This is a genomic window from Thiobacillus sp. (assembly GCF_018780105.1).
Classification (GTDB): Bacteria; Pseudomonadota; Gammaproteobacteria; order Burkholderiales; family Thiobacillaceae; genus Thiobacillus.
In genome coordinates this window covers 18781-34641 of the sequence record NZ_JADMKC010000002.1, presented here as the reverse complement: position 1 = coordinate 34641, position 15861 = coordinate 18781, and the positions used below count along the sequence as shown (strand labels likewise).

The following is a 15861-nucleotide window of genomic DNA, read 5'->3' as shown; positions in this document are numbered from 1 at the left end:
ATGGAAGGTTAAACATGTTCAAGAAATCGGTCTCTGCATTCGCGCTGGCCTGGGCCGTGGCCATCAGCACGCCGGTTTATGCCGCCAGCCATTCGAGCACTGCCAGCACCGCGCTATCGAGTCTCTCCCAAGTTGAAAAATCCGACCTGCTCTTCATGCGCGAGGAAGAAAAGCTGGCGCGCGATGTTTACCTGACGCTATACGAAACCTGGGGGCTGGCGGTATTCAGCAACATTGCCAGTTCCGAGCAAAGCCACATGGACGCCGTGCTCAAGCTGCTGCGCACTTACCGCCTGCCCGACCCGGCTGGCGGGAAGGCGATCGGCGAATTCACCAATCCGGACCTGCAGTCGCTCTACGACACGCTGATGGAAAAAGGCCGTCTCAGCGCACTGGATGCACTGCAAGTCGGCGGTATCATCGAAGAGACCGACATGCGCGATCTGGCGGGCGCAATCGATCGTAGCGACAACGCGGATATCGACGCCACCTATGAAAATCTGCTGTGCGGCTCACGCAATCACCTGCGTGCTTTCGCCCGCAACCTCGAATCCCTGACCAGCCAGCCCTATACGGCGCTGGTCATCACACAGGACGAAGTCGATACCGTTCTGCACAACCCAATGGAGCAATGCAGTCAGTAGCGCTGATTTCCACAACGAGAAAAGTCTATTATTGAGCTCATTAGCGTTCGCCGATGGGATTGCGGCAGCGCGGATCATTTCTGACAATCCCATTGGTTAAGGAGCACGAAAATGTTCAAAAAACCGTTGTTGATTTCGACCCTGATGGGCAGCCTGCTGTTTGCCTTCAATCCAGGCTTTGCCGCAGATCCGCCCGTACAAGCGCAGGAACAAATCTACGGCAGCCAGCTGATGACCCCGCAGGAACGCACTGCGCATCAGACCAAGATGCGTTCTGCCAAAACCAACGAGGAACGCGAACAAATCCGCGCGCAACACCACAAGGAAATGCAGGTACGTGCCAAGCAACAAGGCGTCACCCTGCCGGATGAGCCTCCTGCGAAAGGCATGGGCGGTGGCATGGGGCCCGGTGGCGGGATGGGCGGCATGGGACCGGGCGGCGGCGGCTCTGGCGGCGGCGGTCGTTGACTCGCGCTTGGGATTTGATACGTAAGCATGAAAGGCGCCGCATTTGCGGCGCCTTTTGTTTGTTGGGAAACGCACTTGATCCTTTAGGATCGAGGGTCGCAGGCCAAGCCCGACCTGTTAATTGTCCCGCCATCACAAAAGGAAAAGCACCATGAAGCAATCAGGCATATCCATTGGCGGCGCGTTGCTGTGCCTGGTTTTTAATGGTGCCAGCGCGGCGGAAACCCATCACGCGTACGGCGTCGCTGTAGATACGCGTGTTGTGCTGGAACTCACGCCCACCGAACGCGCGATGATCCTGGAAGAAATGCGCCTGTTTCTCGACGGCGTGCAAAAAATGACCGGCGCGCTGGCCAAGCCGGACATGCCCGCCGTCGCGGATGCCGCGCGCGGCCTGGGACAAAAAATGGTGCACGAAGTACCGCCCGCGCTGCGCGCCAAGCTGCCGCAGGAATTCCGCCAACTCGGGTTTTCGGTCCATCGCGAATTCGACCAGATCGCGCTGGATGCCGACAGCCTGAAGGACGTGAGCCACAGCCTGAACCAGCTGTCTGACACGCTGAAAAAATGCGTGAGTTGCCACACGACCTATCAGATCCAAACGCCCGCACCCAACGACACTCACTGATCCACATGAAGCCTGGCACCCTGAAAATCAGCCCACGCACGCTCACCCTCGCGCTCGGCGCGCTGGCTTTTATCGCCGCCTTCGTCTGGCTGTTGACCACGCGCGGGCCGCTGGCGCCGGTTGGAGTGGAGATCGTCACGGTTACACAGGAAGACCTCGATCCCGGCGTGTACGGCATCGGCACGGTGGAAGCGCGGCACGCCTACGCAGTGGGGCCGATCCAGGCGGGGCGGTTGTTGCGGGTGCAGGTGGATCAGGGCGACCGGGTACGCGCCGGCCAGTTGCTGGCCGAAATGGACCCGGTGGATTTGCGTCAGCGCGGCGAGGCGGCGGCGAGCGCCGTGGCGCGCGCACGCCAGACCGCGCTGGCGGCGCAGGCGCAAGTGGCCGAGGCGGAGAGCCGCGCGCGCCTGGCCGAAGCAAACAGTGCGCGTTACCAGATGCTGGTCAATCAAAAATTCATCGCCCAGGAAATGGCAGACAGCCGCCATCACGAGGCCGCTGCGGCAAATGCCGCGCTGGCGGCGGCGCGCGCCAGCGCGGCCGGTGCGCAACGCGACATCGGCCGCGCCGAAGCCGAGCTGCAGGGCATCGACCAGGTCCGCGACAGCCTCAAGTTGCTGAGCCCGATCGACGGCGTGGTGACCGCGCGCGAAGCCGAACCGGGCACCACCGTGGTGGCCGGGCAGGCGGTGCTGCGGCTGGTTGATCCTGCCGCCCTGTGGGTGCGCGCGCGCGTCGACCAGGCGCGGGCGCGGGGCATTGCGGTCGGTCAGGCGGCGGATATCGTGTTGCGTTCCGCGCCCGGCGTGGCGCTGCCCGGCAAGGTCGCACGCATCGAGCTGCAAAGCGATGCGGTGACCGAAGAACGGCTGGTGAGCGTGGTGTTCGATCCCGCGCCTGCGCAGCTCTATCTGGGCGAGCTGGCCGAGGTGACGATCCGCCAGCCCGGCGCACGCGGGGTGCTGAGCGTGCCGCGCGCCGCGCTTGCCCGGGTCAACAGCCAGACCGGCGTGTGGCAGGCGGTGAACGGACGCGCCCGCTTCAGGCCGGTGCGGATCGGTCTGCAGAGCGCGGAACGCAGCCAGATCGTGTCCGGCCTCGATGCCGGTGAAAAAGTCATCGTCTACAGCGCGAAGCAGCTCGACGACGACATGCGGGTGCGCGAAGAACAGCTGGGCCAGCCATGATCAACCTGGGCAATGATCAACCAAGGCCATGATTAATCTAGCCGGGCGCGACATTGCCCACCACCTGAAAAGCTACCTGCTGACCGGGCTCGGCCTGGGCTTGCTGATCGGGGTCACGCTGACGATGGCGGGGGTCTATCGCGGCATGGTCGACGACGCCAAGGTGCTGCTGCGCGCAGTCGACGCCGACATCTGGGTGGTGCAGCAAAACACCCTCGGCCCGTTCGCCGAACCGTCGAGCGTGCCGGACGATCTGTATCGCGCGCTGCTGGGGCTGGCGGGCGTGGCGCAAGCCGGCAACGTCGCCTACCTCACCATGCAGGTGTCGCATCACGGGCAATCGCAGCGCGTGATGGTGGCCGGCTACGAGCAAGGCAAGCCGGGCGGCCCGGCATTCCTGATGGCAGGCCGGCCGATCAGCCGCGCCCACTACGAAGCGGTGGCCGATGTCAAAACCGGCTTCCAGGTCGGCGATATCGTGCGCATCCGCCGCAACGATTACACCGTGATCGGACTGACCCGGCGCATGGTGTCGTCGGGCGGCGATCCGATGCTGTTCATTCCGCTGAAAGATGCGCAGGCCGCCCAGTTCCTCAAAGACAACGATGCCATCGTCGAGGACCGCCAGCGGCTCGCCGCCAACCCGGCGCTCAACCGTCCCGGCCAGTCTGGCGTGCTCGACGCGGTGCAGGCGATCCAGACCTCCAGCCACAAGGTCAACGCCGTGCTGCTGCGGCTGCAGCCGGGCTTTGACGCGCGCGCGCTGGCCGACACCATTGCGCGCTGGCAGCGTTTCACGGCCTACACGCGCGATGACATGGAAGAGATCCTGGTGGCCAAGCTGATCGCCACCGCCGCCAAACAGATCGGCCTGTTCCTGGTCATCCTGGCAGTGGTGAGCGCGGCCATCGTCGCCTTCATCATCTATACGATGACGCTTGGCAAGATCAAGGAGATCGCCGTGCTCAAACTCATCGGCACCCGCGACCGCACCATTGCCGCGATGATCCTGCAGGAGGCGCTCGGGCTGGGGGTGATCGGGTTTTTCGTCGGCAAATTCGCCGCCACGCTGTGGGCGCCCGCGTTCCCAAAATACGTGCTGCTGGAAACCGGCGATGCCGGGCGCGCGTTTATCCTGACCTTGATCGTGTGCGCACTGGCTTCGCTGCTGGCGATCCGCGCCGCACTCAAAATCGACCCGGCGGAGGCGATCGGTGGCTGACGTGGACTCGGGCAAACCGGCGATCCTCATCGAAGGCATCACCAAGCGCTATGGCAGCGGCAGCACCGCGGTCGATGCGCTGAAGGGCGTCGACATGACGGTTTATCCAGGCGAAGTGGTCGGCCTGATCGGGCCGTCCGGCTCCGGCAAGACCACCCTGCTGAAATGCCTGGGCGCGGTGATCGAGCCCAGCGCCGGCAAGTTCACCCTCGGCGGCGAAGTCATCTACGACAACGGCTGGAAAACCGGCGACCTGCGCGCGCTGCGGCGCGACCGCATCGGCTTCGTGTTCCAGGCGGCCTATTTGATCCCCTTCCTCGACACCACCGACAACGTCGCGCTGCTGCCGATGCTGGCCGGGGTGGCGAATGACGAAGCCCGCAGGATCGCGCTCGACATGCTTACCGCGCTCGACATGCAGCACCGCGCACAGGCGCGTATTTCCGCGCTTTCCGGCGGCGAGCAGCAGCGCGTGGCGATTGCCCGCGCGCTCGCCAACAAGCCGCCCATCATCCTGGCCGACGAACCGACCGCTGCGCTCGACAGCGTGCGCGCGCTCACCGTGGTGAAAATCCTCAACCAGCTGGCGCAGGCATTCCGCATCGCCATCATCGTCGTCACCCACGACGAAAAAATCATTCCGACTTTCAAGCGCATTTACCATATCCGCGACGGCAGGACGTACGAAGAAACAGGCGAAGGGAGACCGCTATGAAACTGACTTTTCTTGGTGCAGCACGCGAGGTGACGGGTTCCAGTTATCTGGTGGAAGCCGACGGCGTGCGCTTTCTGGTGGATTGCGGCATGTTCCAGGGCGGCCGCGAGACGCGCGCCAAAAACTACCGCGCCTTTAATTTCGACCCGCGCAGCATCGATTTCGTCATCCTCACCCATGCCCACATCGACCATTCCGGCCTGCTGCCGCGCCTGGTCGCGCTTGGTTTCCGGGGCACCATCCACACCACCCGCGCCACCTGCGACCTGCTGGCGGTGATGCTGCCGGATTCGGCGCACATCCAGGAAAAGGAAGCCGAGTACGCCAACCTCAACCGCTTCCGCCAGCGCATGGCCAAGCGCGAAGCGGCGCAGGGAATGCCGCCGCGCGACACCGCGCCACTGTATACCGTGGCGCAGGCGCAGGCTTCGCTGAAGCAATTGAATCCGGTCGACTACGATCTGGAAATCGCGCCGCACCCGCAGGTGCGCTGCACCTTCCGCGACGCCGGCCACATTCTCGGTTCGGCCATCGTCGAGGTGTGGATGGGCGAGGGCGCGCAGCGCCGCAAGCTCGTGTTCTCCGGCGACCTCGGCCAGCCCGCGCGGCCGCTGCTGCGCGACCCCACGCCTATCCACGACGCGGACTACCTGGTGGTCGAGTCGACCTACGGTAACCGCGAGCACAAGAGCATGGAGGCGACGCTGGACGAACTGGTGGAGGCGATCACCGATACGATCGAGCGCAAGGGCGGCAACGTCATCATTCCGGCCTTCGCGGTGGGCCGCACGCAGGACATGCTGTACCTGCTGGCCGACCTGACGCGGCAGGCGCGCATCCCCAAGCTGACCGTGTTCGTCGATTCGCCGATGGCCACCGCCGCCACCGAGATCACCTACAAGCACATGGAACTGCTCGATGCCGAAACCCACGCGCTGATGGGGCGCCACGGCGGCGCGGCGTATTTCCGCAAGCTCGAATTCGTCGAAGACGTCGAGGAATCGAAGTCGCTCGACCGCATTCGCGGCGGCGCCGTCATCATTTCGGCCAGCGGCATGTGCGAGGCCGGGCGCATCAAGTTCCACCTGCGCACCAACCTGCCGCGCCGCGAATCCACCGTGCTGATCACCGGCTTCCAGGCTGCCGGCACCTTTGGCCGCCGCCTGGTCGACGGCGCCCGCCGCGTGCGCCTGCTCGGCGAGGACATTCCGGTGCGCGCCGATCTCTACACCCTGGGCGGGCTGTCGGCGCACGCCGACCGCACGGCCCTGCTGGGCTGGCTCGGCCACTTCCGCAGCAAGCCGCGCCAAGTGTTTGTGGTGCATGGCGAAGACACCGTGGCGGCCGGTTTTGCCGACACGCTGCGCACGCAATTCGGCTGGAACGCGGTGGCACCGACGCCGGGGTTCAGCGTCATTCTCGATTAGACTGCCTGATGAAAATAGTTCAACGCCCCCTGGGCGGCGCCCTTCTGCTGGCCTTGTTAAGCATGGCCCTGCCAGGTTCGCTGCGGGCCGCCTCGATGGCCGACTGGGAAGGCTGCAGCGCGATTGCGGCCGATGTCGATCGCCTGGCGTGTTACGACAAGGTGTCGGGACGCGCACAACCCGAGCCGGCGCCGCTGCCACCTGCGGCCGACGCCGGCGAGCCGCCCGCCGCGCAAGTCGCCGCCGTTGCAGCCGAGCCCGATCCCAAACTGCTGTCGACGCTGTCGCGCCACTGGGAGCTGGACGATGAAGCCAAGCAGGGCGCTTTCCTGTTCCGCCCGCACCACCTCAACTATCTGCTGCCGCTCAAGGCCAGCAACCAGCCGAACAACACGCCGTTTCAGGGCTCGCTGATCCAGCCCGACCAGAACCTCGATCCGGTCGAGACCGAGTTGCAGCTGAGCTTCAAGATCAAGGCGATGGAGGGCGTGTTCGGGTACGACAACGCCGACCTGTGGTTTGGCTACACCGCAACCTCGTTCTGGCAGGCCTACAACGACGACATTTCCTCGCCGTTCCGCGAGACCGATTACGAACCGGAAGCCATGCTGGTGTTGCGCACCGACTATGAGATCGCCGGATTTCGCGGGCGCCTGATCAACCTCGGTGCGGTGCACCAGTCGAACGGCCGTTCGGAAGCCCTGTCGCGCAGCTGGAACCGGCTCTACGCGCAGTTCGGCTTCGAGCGCGACAACCTGACCCTGCTGATCCGCCCCTGGTACCGTCTTCCCGAAAGCGACAGCGAGGACGACAACCCCGACATCGTCGATTACATGGGGTACGGCGATCTGATGGCGATTTATCACGATGAACGCAGTACCTATTCCCTGTTGCTGCGCAAGAAGGCGGTCGAGCTGGGCTGGAACTTTCCGCTATACGGTCGCCTGAAAGGCTATGTGCAGTATTTCAACGGCTATGGCGAATCGCTGATCGACTACAACCACAACCAGCAAACCTTCGGCATCGGCATCAGCCTGACCGAAGGCATGTAGGCGGGCTACGGTTTTTTGGCCTGCGCCTGCTCCAGCAGGGCGCGTACGTATTTCGCCGGAATGGCATAGCTGATGCCGCTGGGCGTGGACAGCGCCGTTTCCTTCGCGCCTTTCACATACACCGAGTTGAGCACGCCCAGCACTTCGCCGGTGTCGGGGTGCCACACCGGGCTGCCACTGTTGCCGGGGTAGGCGATGGCGTCCAGTTCGAACACTTCGTAGGCGTCGCCCGCCTGCCTGAGCGCGCGCACGTTGAGCTGGGCTGCGCTGGCAACCGGAGTGAAAATGGGGATGATCGCAGCCAGCCCGGCACGGTGGGTGGACGGATTCAGGCCCAGCACCGAGCCGATCGGATAGCCGGTGAAATACAGCTGCCAGCCTTCGCGCGCCCGGGTCGAGTCGCCCAGCTTCAGCGTCGCCAGCGGCGAGCCGGAGACTTTCAACAGGGCGAGGTCGTGCGCCTTGTCGACGGCAACCAGCTGTGACACGCGCGCGCTCATTTCGCGGTCGCGGCCAAGAAACACGGCGACGGTTTCGTTCTTTTCAGTGTCGATCGGCTTGGCAAAGATATGCGCACACGTCACCACATAGCTGCCGTCCAGCACTGCAAACCCGGTACCTTTGAGATTGGCACGCGGCCGCCCGGTGGGGCTGTACGTGCCCACGCCGACGACAGCCGGCTTCACATTGAGCAGCATGTCGGCTACGTCGGCCTGCGCCGGCAGTGTGCCGGCGCAGGCCAGCCACGCCACCACCGCGAAGCGAAAAATGACCCGGCGCGGCAGCGTGGTATGCCGCTTGCTAATGTCCATCACAGCGCGCGGCCGGATGCTGGCGGGCAATGCCGCACAAATTCGATACAATCCGGACCGAAGCATAGACTGACTATTCATAAGGGAATCCAAGCATGAGCGTTGTTGCGGTTGTTGGGCTGGGCTACGTGGGTCTGCCGCTGGCAGTGGAATTCGGCAAGAAGATGACCACCATCGGCTATGACCTGTCGGTTGAAAAAATCGAGCACTACCGTCGATTCTGCGACCCTACCGGCGAAGTTTCAACGGACGACCTCAAGGCCGCGACCCAGCTGACGGTGACCACCGACCCCGCCGACCTGGCCAAAGCCGACTTCATCATCGTCGCCGTGCCCACCCCGGTCGACGCAGCGCACATCCCCGATTTCTCGCCGCTGGTCGGCTCCAGCACCACCGTCGGCAAATACATGAAGAAAGGCGCGACGGTCATCTACGAATCCACAGTCTACCCCGGCGCCACCGAAGAGGTCTGTATCCCGATCCTGGAAAAACTGTCGGGCATGAAATGGCTGCAGGACTTCCACGTTGGCTACTCGCCCGAGCGCGTCAACCCCGGCGACAAGGAACGCACCATCACCAAAATCGTCAAAGTCGTTTCCGGCGACGATGCCGTCACGCTGGATAAAGTGGCCGATCTCTACAGCAGCGTCATCACCGCCGGCGTCCACCGCGCCAGTTCGATCAAGGTGGCCGAAGCCGCCAAGGTGATCGAGAACACCCAGCGCGATTTGAACATCGCGCTGATGAACGAACTCTCGCTGATCTTCCACCGCATCGGCATCGACACCCTCGAAGTATTGAAAGCCGCAGGCACCAAGTGGAACTTCCTGCCCTTCCGCCCGGGCCTGGTCGGCGGCCACTGCATCGGCGTCGACCCCTACTACCTCACCCACAAGGCCGACATGCTCGGCTACCACCCGCAGGTCATCCTCGCCGGCCGTCGCATCAACGACGGCATGGGCGCCTACGTCGCGCAGGAAACGGTGAAGAACATGATCGCCAACGGCGTGCAGGTTAAGGGCGCCAAGGTCAACGTGCTCGGCCTCACCTTCAAGGAAAACTGCCCCGACCTGCGCAACTCCAAGGTCGTCGACGTCATCCGCGAACTGCAGTCCTTCGGCTGCGATGTGCGCGTGCACGATCCGCTCGGCGAAGCGAAGGAAGCCGAGCACGAATACGGCATCACGCTCACCGCATGGGACGACTTGCCCGCCTGCGACGCCATGGTCGCCGCGGTTTCGCACTCGGCCTACATGGAAAAACCCTTCGCCGAACTGACCGCCAAATTGAACAAGGGCGGCGCGTTCACCGACGTCAAATCGGCTTACGACCCGGCAGTGGTGAAAGCCACCGGCTTTACGCTCTGGAGGCTGTAATGGTCGCGTTCGACGCGCTGAAGACGCAGCTCGCCAGCGAACCCAAAACCTGGCTGGTTACCGGCGTGGCGGGGTTCATCGGCAGCAATCTGGCCGAAGCCCTGCTGCTGCTCGACCAGAAAGTCGTCGGCCTCGACAACTTCGCCACCGGCCACCAGAAAAACCTCGATCAGGTGCAGGCCCGGGTTGGCGCTGAACGCTGGGCGCGTTTCCACTTTACCCTCGGCGACATTCGCGACCCGGACACCTGCCAGACGGCCTGCCGCGGCGTGGATTACGTGCTGCATCAGGCCGCGCTCGGTTCGGTGCCGCGCTCGCTGGAAGATCCGCTCACCACCCACGCCGCCAACAACACCGGCTTCATCAACATGCTGGTCGCCGCGCGCGACGCCCAGGTCAAACGCTTCGTCTACGCGGCGTCCTCCTCCACCTACGGCGACCATCCCGGCCTGCCCAAGGTGGAAGACGTGATCGGCAAGCCCTTGTCGCCCTACGCCGTGACCAAGCTGGTCAACGAGCTGTACGCCGACGTGTTCGGCCGCTGCTACGGCACCGAGTCGATCGGCCTGCGCTACTTCAACATCTTCGGCCGCCGCCAGGACCCCAACGGCGCCTACGCCGCCGTGGTGCCGAAGTGGGTGTCGAGCATGATCCACAACGAGCCGGTCTACATCAACGGCGACGGCGAAACCAGCCGCGACTTCTGCTACATCGACAACGTCATCCAGGCCAACCTGCTCGCCGCCACCAGCCAGCACGCCGAGGCAGCGAATCAGGTCTACAACGTCGCCGTCGGCGACCGCACCACGCTGAACCAGTTGTATGAAGCAATCCGCGCCAACCTGGCGCCGCACTTCCCGCACCTGGCCGACGCCAAACCCGTCTATCGTGATTTCCGCGCGGGCGACGTGCGGCATTCGCTGGCCGATATTTCCAAGGCGCAGACCCGGCTCGGCTATGCGCCCACGCATCGCATCGGCGAAGGCCTGGCCGAGGCGATGGACTGGTATGTAGCGGACTTGCGCTAACGCCCGCGCCGATGACGACAAGCGAGCATTCGCTGGGCGCGCTGCTGCAGCGCATGCAGACCGAGGGCGACCTGCCCGCACTGTCCGAAGCCATCGGCGCCATCAACCGCATCGCCGCTTCCGACCGCGAGGGCGTGAATGCGCTGTCCAACCAGATCCTCAAGGACTTCGCGCTGACCAGCAAGCTGCTGAAGCTGGTCAACGTCGCCTACTACAACCAGGTCGGCGGCGGCTCGATCAGCACGATCTCCCGTGCCGTGATGATTCTGGGTTTCGATGCGGTGCGCTCGATCGCGCTCAGCCTGATCCTGTTCGACAACCTGAAAAACCGCGCGCACGCGCAATTGCTGAAAGAAGAGTTCGTCAAGGTGCTGTACGCCGGCATGCTGGCGCGCGAAATGGCGAATCAGCTGCAGGCAGCCGATGGCGAGGAGGCGTTCATCAGCGCCATGCTGCACCGCCTGGGGCGCCTGCTGACCATGTTTTACCTGCCGGCCGAAACGGCGGCAATTGCGCAACGGGTGGAGAACGACGGGCTCGGCGAAGCCCGCGCCGCGACCGAGGTGCTGGGATTGTCGTTCGAGCAGCTGGGGATGGGCATCGCCCGCAACTGGGGCTTTCCCGATCAACTGGTGCAGAGCATGAAGGCGCTGGCGGACGACAAGATCCGTAAAAGCAGCGTCCCCGCCGAACGCCTGCGTGCGCTTGCAGGGTTTTCCAACGAGCTGTGCGATGTCATGCTCAACACCCCCGATGCCGAGCGCAGCCGGGCGCTGGCCAAACTCACCGCGCGCTTCGGCGACTGCCTGCCGCTCACGCAAAAGCAGTTGTCCGGCCTGATGGAACACTCCCTGCGCGAAATCGGCCAGTTCGCGCTGGCGGTGAACGTGAATCTGAAACAGAGCGCGTTCGCGCAACAGGCCTCGAAATGGCTGGGGATCGCGGCGGAAACAAGCGAGCCCGCCGCCGTTCCGCTACCGGACGAAGCGGCCTCCCAGATGGCGCTTGACGCGGCGGTGCTGCATGAGCACGCGGCAATACTCGCCAGCCCGGATGACACCCACGACGGCGCGCCACGCACGCCCGAGCAGATCCAGTCCGTGCTCACCTCCGGCCTGCAGGATGTGAGCAATTCGCTGATCGACGACAAGGTCTCGCTCAACGACATCCTGCGCATGATTCTGGAAACCATGTATACCGGCATGGGCTTCGCGCATGTGGTGCTGTGTATCAAGGATGGCCGCCACAACACGATGTGCGGCAAGTTCGGCTTCGGCGACGCGGTGCAGGAGCGGGTCAAGGCCTTTGCCTTTTCGATGACGGCGCCGCCCGATGTGTTTCTCGTCGCGCTGCAGAACAATGCCGACATTCTCATTACCGACATCGACGAGCCGAACATCGCAACCCGCATCCCGGACTGGTACCGCCAGCATGTCGCGGCGCGCACCTTCGTGCTGTTTCCGATTTCCGTGAAAGGCAAGCCGATCGGCCTGATCTACGCCGATCGCGAAAATCCCGGCGAGATCGCCATCCCGGAACGGGAACTGTCCCTGCTGAAATCGCTGCGCAACCAGGCTGTGCTCGCCATCCGGCAGTCTCTGTAGGACCGTTCACCCGAGTGACGCTTACTTGGCGGCGGGCGCCGGCACAGGGACGGCCACCGGATATTTGCTGAACGCAGCGGCCACCGCGGCATCGATACTGGCCTGCAGGTTGTCCAGCATTTCCTGGGTCACGATGTCGGTGACCACGCCTTCCCACACCAGCTGTTTGCGTGCGGCATCGACCACATCGATGTTGAGCGTGCCTTCCTGGTAGGGCGTCACCGTGGTCTGGTCGTAGTACAGCGGCCACGCGCCGTACATGCCCATGCGATAGCCGTAATACCCGCCCGCGCCCACACCAACCATGACGGAAGGCGCGGGACTCACGCGCATTTTTTCAGTCAGCGTAGCGTTGAAGTTGACCAGCAGGTGCGGATGGTCGGCTTCCAGGCGCATGCCGCGCGCTTCCATTTCGCGTTGCGTCGCTGCCTTCAGACGTTGCGACACGATGCTCTGGTAGCCATCGCGATCGGTGCCGAGCGGCTGGACAAAAGCAAATGTCTTGTATTGCGCAAAGTTGGTCGATGGATCGAAATCCGCGCGGATATCGGGGCCGCTGGCGCACCCTCCCAAAGCCAGCAGCGCTGCGGCCACCAGCAGCGGCCGCAGCGTTTGAATCGGTTGTGCCATCAATCGGGTTTTCATTTTGCGTCTCTCCGTCGGGGTTTGCATTTCAATACGAAGTATAGGTCTCGGTGTTCCGCGTCGCTTGTCTCCGGACAGCCTGTTGCGTCCGGGTAGCCGCCGCGCGATCCGACGCAGCTTCGGCCGCGTCCAACTGCGGTTTCCGGGATAATGCTGCGATGCGTATCAAGCAGACTTTTCTCCGACTGGCGGCCGCGCTGCTGCTTGCCCACCTGGCTATGGCCGCGCGTGCCGCCGAGCTTCCGGCGGCCTTCACCGATGCGCTCAGACAGGCCGGCATTCCCCTCGATCACGTCGCGGTCGTGGTCCAGCCGCTGGATGCCGCAACCGCCCTCGTTTCCCATAACGCCGATGCCGCCATGAACCCGGCATCGGTGATGAAGCTGGTGACGAGTTATGCGGCGCTGCATCAACTCGGCCCGCGCTTCAGCTGGCCTACCGAGGTGTGGGCGGACGGCCCGGTCCGCGACGGCGTGCTGGAGGGCGATCTGATCGTCAAGGGCTACGGCGACCCCAGCCTGACGCTGGAGCGCGTATGGCTGCTGCAGCGCGAATTGCGGGCGCACGGCATCCGGCATATTCGGGGCAATCTGCTGCTGGATACCAGCCACTTCGAGCTGCCGCCGCTGGACCCGGGCGCCTTCGACGGCGAGCCGCTGGCCCTGTACAACGCCGCGCCGGGTGCGCTGGTGGCCAATTTCAACGCCACCACCCTGCGCCTCAAGCCTGAGGGCGACTCCCTGCAAATCGTCCCCGAGATTGCCTTGCCGGGCGTGACGATGCGGGCGGAAGTCGTCCTGACATCCGCCGCCGGATGTAACGGCTGGAAAGAGACGGTGACGCCCGCCATTCCCGATCCCACCCGCCGCGAACTGGTGCTCAGCGGTCAATACCCGCGTGGCTGCGGCGAACAGGCCTTGTCCCTGAACCTGTTCGAGCCGGCGGCGACCTTCGATTTCATTTTTCGCGGCCTGTGGGCAGAGTCGGGCGGCACGCTTGCCGGACAGACGCTGCCCGGCATGGCGCCCGCATCGCCACCCCTGCTGCGGGTGGAATCGCCTCCGCTGACCGATGCCCTGACCAGCCTCAACAAGTATTCCAACAACCTGATGACGCGCAACCTGTTCCTGACCCTGGGTGCAGCACGCTTCGGCCCCCCCGCCACGCTGGACAAGGGCCATCGTGCCGTGCGGGCCACGCTGGACGCGCAGGGCATCGCCACCGACAAACTGGTGCTGGAAAACGGCGCAGGCCTGTCGCGCATCGAACGGATCAGCGCCCGCAGCCTGAGCCAGCTGCTGCAAGCCGCCTATGCCAGCCCGCTGTTTTCCGAGTTCGAATCGGCACTGCCCATCGTCGCCATCGACGGCACCCTCAAGCGCCGCTTCAACGGCAGCCCGCTGGTCGGCAACGCCCACCTCAAAACCGGCACCCTGCGCGATGTAAGCGCGCTGGCCGGCTACGTCTACAGCGCCCGCGGGCGGCGCATCGCCTTCGTCATGCTGGTGAATCATGAGCACGCCAAGCGGGCGCTCGATGCGCAGCAACAACTGCTGGAATGGGTGTGGCACGACCTGCCCGCAGCCGTCGCACCGCAACCATGAACGCGGATGCATTTCCCGACTGGGTGAACTGGCTGGCGCAGGATGCCGATGGTGCGCTATGGGGCTACGAAGCCGAGCCCAACAAACAACACGACGGCTGGTATGAAAACGAGGTCGGCCGGATCGTGAAACTGGGCCACGCAGCACCGCCGGCCGATTGGGAAGCCACGCTGCGACGGCGTTTGCACTAGCAGGAGACTAGTTGCGCGCGTCCTTCGGCTTGTTGCCCTTGGCGTAATCGTTTTTCGCCGGCGCATACAGCGGTCGCGGCTGATGCGTCACAAACTCCGCCACGTCGACCGCATCCTGCTCGCTCAGCGAATTGCCCTGGCCCAGCGGCATGTTGTGCTTGATGAAGGCTGCCGCCGTGTAGGTGCGCGCCATGCCGGCACCGATGTTGAACGAGGCATCGCCCCAGACCGGCGGAAAGACATAGCCCGTTTCGTTCTTGAGTCCTTCACCCTGGGCACCATGACAGCTCGCACACTTTTGCGTGTAGATCTGTTTGCCGTGTATGGGGTCGGGCTTCAACGCCGTATCGACCTTGCCCATGCCGCGCCCTACAACCGGTATCCCGGTAGGCACGCCGGTCGACAGCCAGCGTATGTACATCAGCATGGCGTTCATTTCCTTCGAATCGTAGGCGATGGCCTTGCCGTTCATCGAGCGTTGAAAGCAGTCGTTGATGCGATCCTGCAGCGAATTGATATTGGCGCCGCGCGTACGGTATTCAGGAAACATGCCCCACAAGCCGACGTAGGGTCCGGAATAGGCCACGGTCCCGGCGCTCAGGTGGCAATTGGAACAGTTGAGGCCATTGCCGACATTGTTCGGCAAGCGCTTGCGGGTATCGGTGATGAGCAGCTTGCCGAGCTTGATGGCGTCGCCTTCCGGACCTGCCGGAATCGTCGATTCCGCGGGCGGATTCAGCGGCACGGGTGCTGGCGCTGCGTGCACGCCCGTCCATGAGGTGGATGAAACAAGGGCTGTGAACACAGCGACTTGGCGACGAGTCATGGTGCGGCTCCTGAATGAATTGCTTCGAAACTATGGGTGAATTTTGTAGGTGCTCAGAAATCGTATCAGAGTAATCCCTACGCCATTCTAAACAACCTGAATTCACCCATTTGCCAATGGCTGAGATCCGGACAAGAGCGGACGGACACAGTTATCACCACGAGCTTCCGGTTATCGGCCGAAGCGGCCCCTGGATATATGAGGTTACGACTTCCGCTATGGATTCGTTACCGGACGTAGGCCAAAATAATCACTGAGCGGCAGCTTTCTGATTGCCCTTGGGACTGTTGCACTCGACGATGACCGGATGCTCATGGTAATCAATCAACCTCAACGTCAGGCCCGAGCTACCGGACACAGATGCACTAACTTTTGTCGACTCTGAAGGGCGGCCCTCCAAGGCTTGTTCTTGATCAGTTTAAAGCAACC

The 15861-nt window shown here is 63.6% G+C and carries 16 protein-coding genes; 13 read left to right on the top strand and 3 right to left on the bottom strand.

The features are described 5' to 3' along the window. Nucleotides 1-14: 14 nt before the first annotated feature. From IV098_RS00655 to IV098_RS00620, 8 genes are all read left to right on the top strand, one after another. Entirely contained in the window at nt 15-644 is a 630-nt protein-coding gene (locus IV098_RS00655) for a DUF2202 domain-containing protein (protein WP_296885422.1), read from the top strand. 111 nt (nt 645-755) lie between these two features. Then, entirely contained in the window at nt 756-1112 is a 357-nt protein-coding gene (locus tag IV098_RS00650; protein ID WP_296885420.1) for a hypothetical protein, read from the top strand. Between the two features lie 151 nt (nt 1113-1263). After that, nucleotides 1264-1740 carry a hypothetical protein gene (locus IV098_RS00645; protein ID WP_296885418.1) on the top strand — a complete coding sequence of 159 codons (477 nt, stop codon included), beginning with the start codon at nt 1264-1266 and terminating at the stop codon, nt 1738-1740. Between the two features lie 5 nt (nt 1741-1745). Then, on the top strand, nt 1746-2930 hold the full coding sequence (locus IV098_RS00640) for an efflux RND transporter periplasmic adaptor subunit (RefSeq protein ID WP_296885416.1): 1185 nt from the start codon (nt 1746-1748) through the stop codon (nt 2928-2930). 28 nt (nt 2931-2958) lie between these two features. Continuing rightward, complete coding sequence (locus IV098_RS00635; RefSeq protein WP_296885414.1) at nt 2959-4152, top strand: ABC transporter permease; 1194 nt, start codon at nt 2959-2961, stop codon at nt 4150-4152. Then, entirely contained in the window at nt 4145-4867 is a 723-nt protein-coding gene (locus IV098_RS00630) for an ABC transporter ATP-binding protein (protein WP_296885412.1), read from the top strand. Before IV098_RS00635 ends, IV098_RS00630 begins: the two co-directional genes overlap by 8 nt. Further along, the gene (locus tag IV098_RS00625) at nt 4864-6294 is read left to right on the top strand and encodes an MBL fold metallo-hydrolase (RefSeq protein WP_296885410.1); all 1431 of its coding nucleotides are present in this window, start codon (nt 4864-4866) and stop codon (nt 6292-6294) included. The genes IV098_RS00630 and IV098_RS00625 overlap by 4 nt, the downstream gene beginning before the upstream one ends. An 8-nt stretch (nt 6295-6302) precedes the next feature. Next, on the top strand, nt 6303-7346 hold the full coding sequence (locus IV098_RS00620) for a phospholipase A (RefSeq protein ID WP_296885408.1): 1044 nt from the start codon (nt 6303-6305) through the stop codon (nt 7344-7346). Nucleotides 7347-7351: 5 nt separating this feature from the next. Here the strand turns inward: IV098_RS00620 and IV098_RS00615 are convergent, their stop codons facing one another. After that, nucleotides 7352-8158 carry a serine protease gene (locus tag IV098_RS00615; RefSeq protein WP_296885406.1) on the bottom strand — a complete coding sequence of 269 codons (807 nt, stop codon included), beginning with the start codon at nt 8156-8158 and terminating at the stop codon, nt 7352-7354. Nucleotides 8159-8253: 95 nt separating this feature from the next. Between IV098_RS00615 and IV098_RS00610 the strand changes: the two genes are divergently transcribed. Genes IV098_RS00610 through IV098_RS00600 form a run of 3 tightly spaced genes read left to right on the top strand, consistent with a single transcriptional unit; the run spans nt 8254 to nt 12166 of the window. Beyond that, nucleotides 8254-9534, top strand: a complete 1281-nt coding sequence (locus tag IV098_RS00610; RefSeq protein ID WP_296885404.1) for a nucleotide sugar dehydrogenase — start codon at nt 8254-8256, stop codon at nt 9532-9534. Then, nucleotides 9534-10562, top strand: coding sequence for an NAD-dependent epimerase/dehydratase family protein (locus IV098_RS00605; RefSeq protein ID WP_296885402.1), 1029 nt, complete (start codon nt 9534-9536; stop codon nt 10560-10562). The genes IV098_RS00610 and IV098_RS00605 overlap by 1 nt, the downstream gene beginning before the upstream one ends. An 11-nt stretch (nt 10563-10573) precedes the next feature. Then, nucleotides 10574-12166: an HDOD domain-containing protein gene (locus IV098_RS00600; RefSeq protein ID WP_296885401.1), complete on the top strand. Its 1593-nt coding sequence runs from the start codon at nt 10574-10576 to the stop codon at nt 12164-12166. 21 nt (nt 12167-12187) lie between these two features. On the opposite strand, the gene IV098_RS00595 is transcribed toward IV098_RS00600, so the two are convergent. After that, a complete protein-coding gene (locus tag IV098_RS00595) occupies nt 12188-12811 on the bottom strand; it encodes a DUF4136 domain-containing protein (protein ID WP_296885398.1) in 624 nt (207 codons plus the stop codon). A 158-nt stretch (nt 12812-12969) separates the two neighbouring features. On the opposite strand from IV098_RS00595, the gene dacB reads away from it, so the two are divergent. After that, entirely contained in the window at nt 12970-14415 is a 1446-nt protein-coding gene (gene dacB, locus IV098_RS00590) for a D-alanyl-D-alanine carboxypeptidase/D-alanyl-D-alanine-endopeptidase (protein ID WP_296885396.1), read from the top strand. Then, complete coding sequence (locus IV098_RS00585; RefSeq protein WP_296885394.1) at nt 14412-14606, top strand: hypothetical protein; 195 nt, start codon at nt 14412-14414, stop codon at nt 14604-14606. Before dacB ends, IV098_RS00585 begins: the two co-directional genes overlap by 4 nt. A 7-nt stretch (nt 14607-14613) precedes the next feature. On the opposite strand, the gene IV098_RS00580 is transcribed toward IV098_RS00585, so the two are convergent. Continuing rightward, complete coding sequence (locus tag IV098_RS00580; protein ID WP_296885392.1) at nt 14614-15432, bottom strand: c-type cytochrome; 819 nt, start codon at nt 15430-15432, stop codon at nt 14614-14616. Nucleotides 15433-15861: the final 429 nt, after the last annotated feature.

Bases quoted from the DNA above. Each gene is read 5' to 3' on its own strand.
- IV098_RS00655 (WP_296885422.1), top strand. From the start codon at position 15: ATGTTCAAGAAATCGGTCTCTGCATTCGCGCTGGCCTGGGCCGTGGCC.
- IV098_RS00650 (WP_296885420.1), top strand. From the start codon at position 756: ATGTTCAAAAAACCGTTGTTGATTTCGACCCTGATGGGCAGCCTGCTG.
- IV098_RS00645 (WP_296885418.1), top strand. From the start codon at position 1,264: ATGAAGCAATCAGGCATATCCATTGGCGGCGCGTTGCTGTGCCTGGTT.
- IV098_RS00640 (WP_296885416.1), top strand. From the start codon at position 1,746: ATGAAGCCTGGCACCCTGAAAATCAGCCCACGCACGCTCACCCTCGCG.
- IV098_RS00635 (WP_296885414.1), top strand. From the start codon at position 2,959: ATGATTAATCTAGCCGGGCGCGACATTGCCCACCACCTGAAAAGCTAC.
- IV098_RS00625 (WP_296885410.1), top strand. From the start codon at position 4,864: ATGAAACTGACTTTTCTTGGTGCAGCACGCGAGGTGACGGGTTCCAGT.
- IV098_RS00620 (WP_296885408.1), top strand. From the start codon at position 6,303: ATGAAAATAGTTCAACGCCCCCTGGGCGGCGCCCTTCTGCTGGCCTTG.
- IV098_RS00615 (WP_296885406.1), bottom strand. From the start codon at position 8,158: ATGGACATTAGCAAGCGGCATACCACGCTGCCGCGCCGGGTCATTTTT.
- IV098_RS00610 (WP_296885404.1), top strand. From the start codon at position 8,254: ATGAGCGTTGTTGCGGTTGTTGGGCTGGGCTACGTGGGTCTGCCGCTG.
- IV098_RS00605 (WP_296885402.1), top strand. From the start codon at position 9,534: ATGGTCGCGTTCGACGCGCTGAAGACGCAGCTCGCCAGCGAACCCAAA.
- IV098_RS00600 (WP_296885401.1), top strand. From the start codon at position 10,574: ATGACGACAAGCGAGCATTCGCTGGGCGCGCTGCTGCAGCGCATGCAG.
- IV098_RS00595 (WP_296885398.1), bottom strand. From the start codon at position 12,811: ATGAAAACCCGATTGATGGCACAACCGATTCAAACGCTGCGGCCGCTG.
- dacB (WP_296885396.1), top strand. From the start codon at position 12,970: ATGCGTATCAAGCAGACTTTTCTCCGACTGGCGGCCGCGCTGCTGCTT.
- IV098_RS00585 (WP_296885394.1), top strand. From the start codon at position 14,412: ATGAACGCGGATGCATTTCCCGACTGGGTGAACTGGCTGGCGCAGGAT.
- IV098_RS00580 (WP_296885392.1), bottom strand. From the start codon at position 15,432: ATGACTCGTCGCCAAGTCGCTGTGTTCACAGCCCTTGTTTCATCCACC.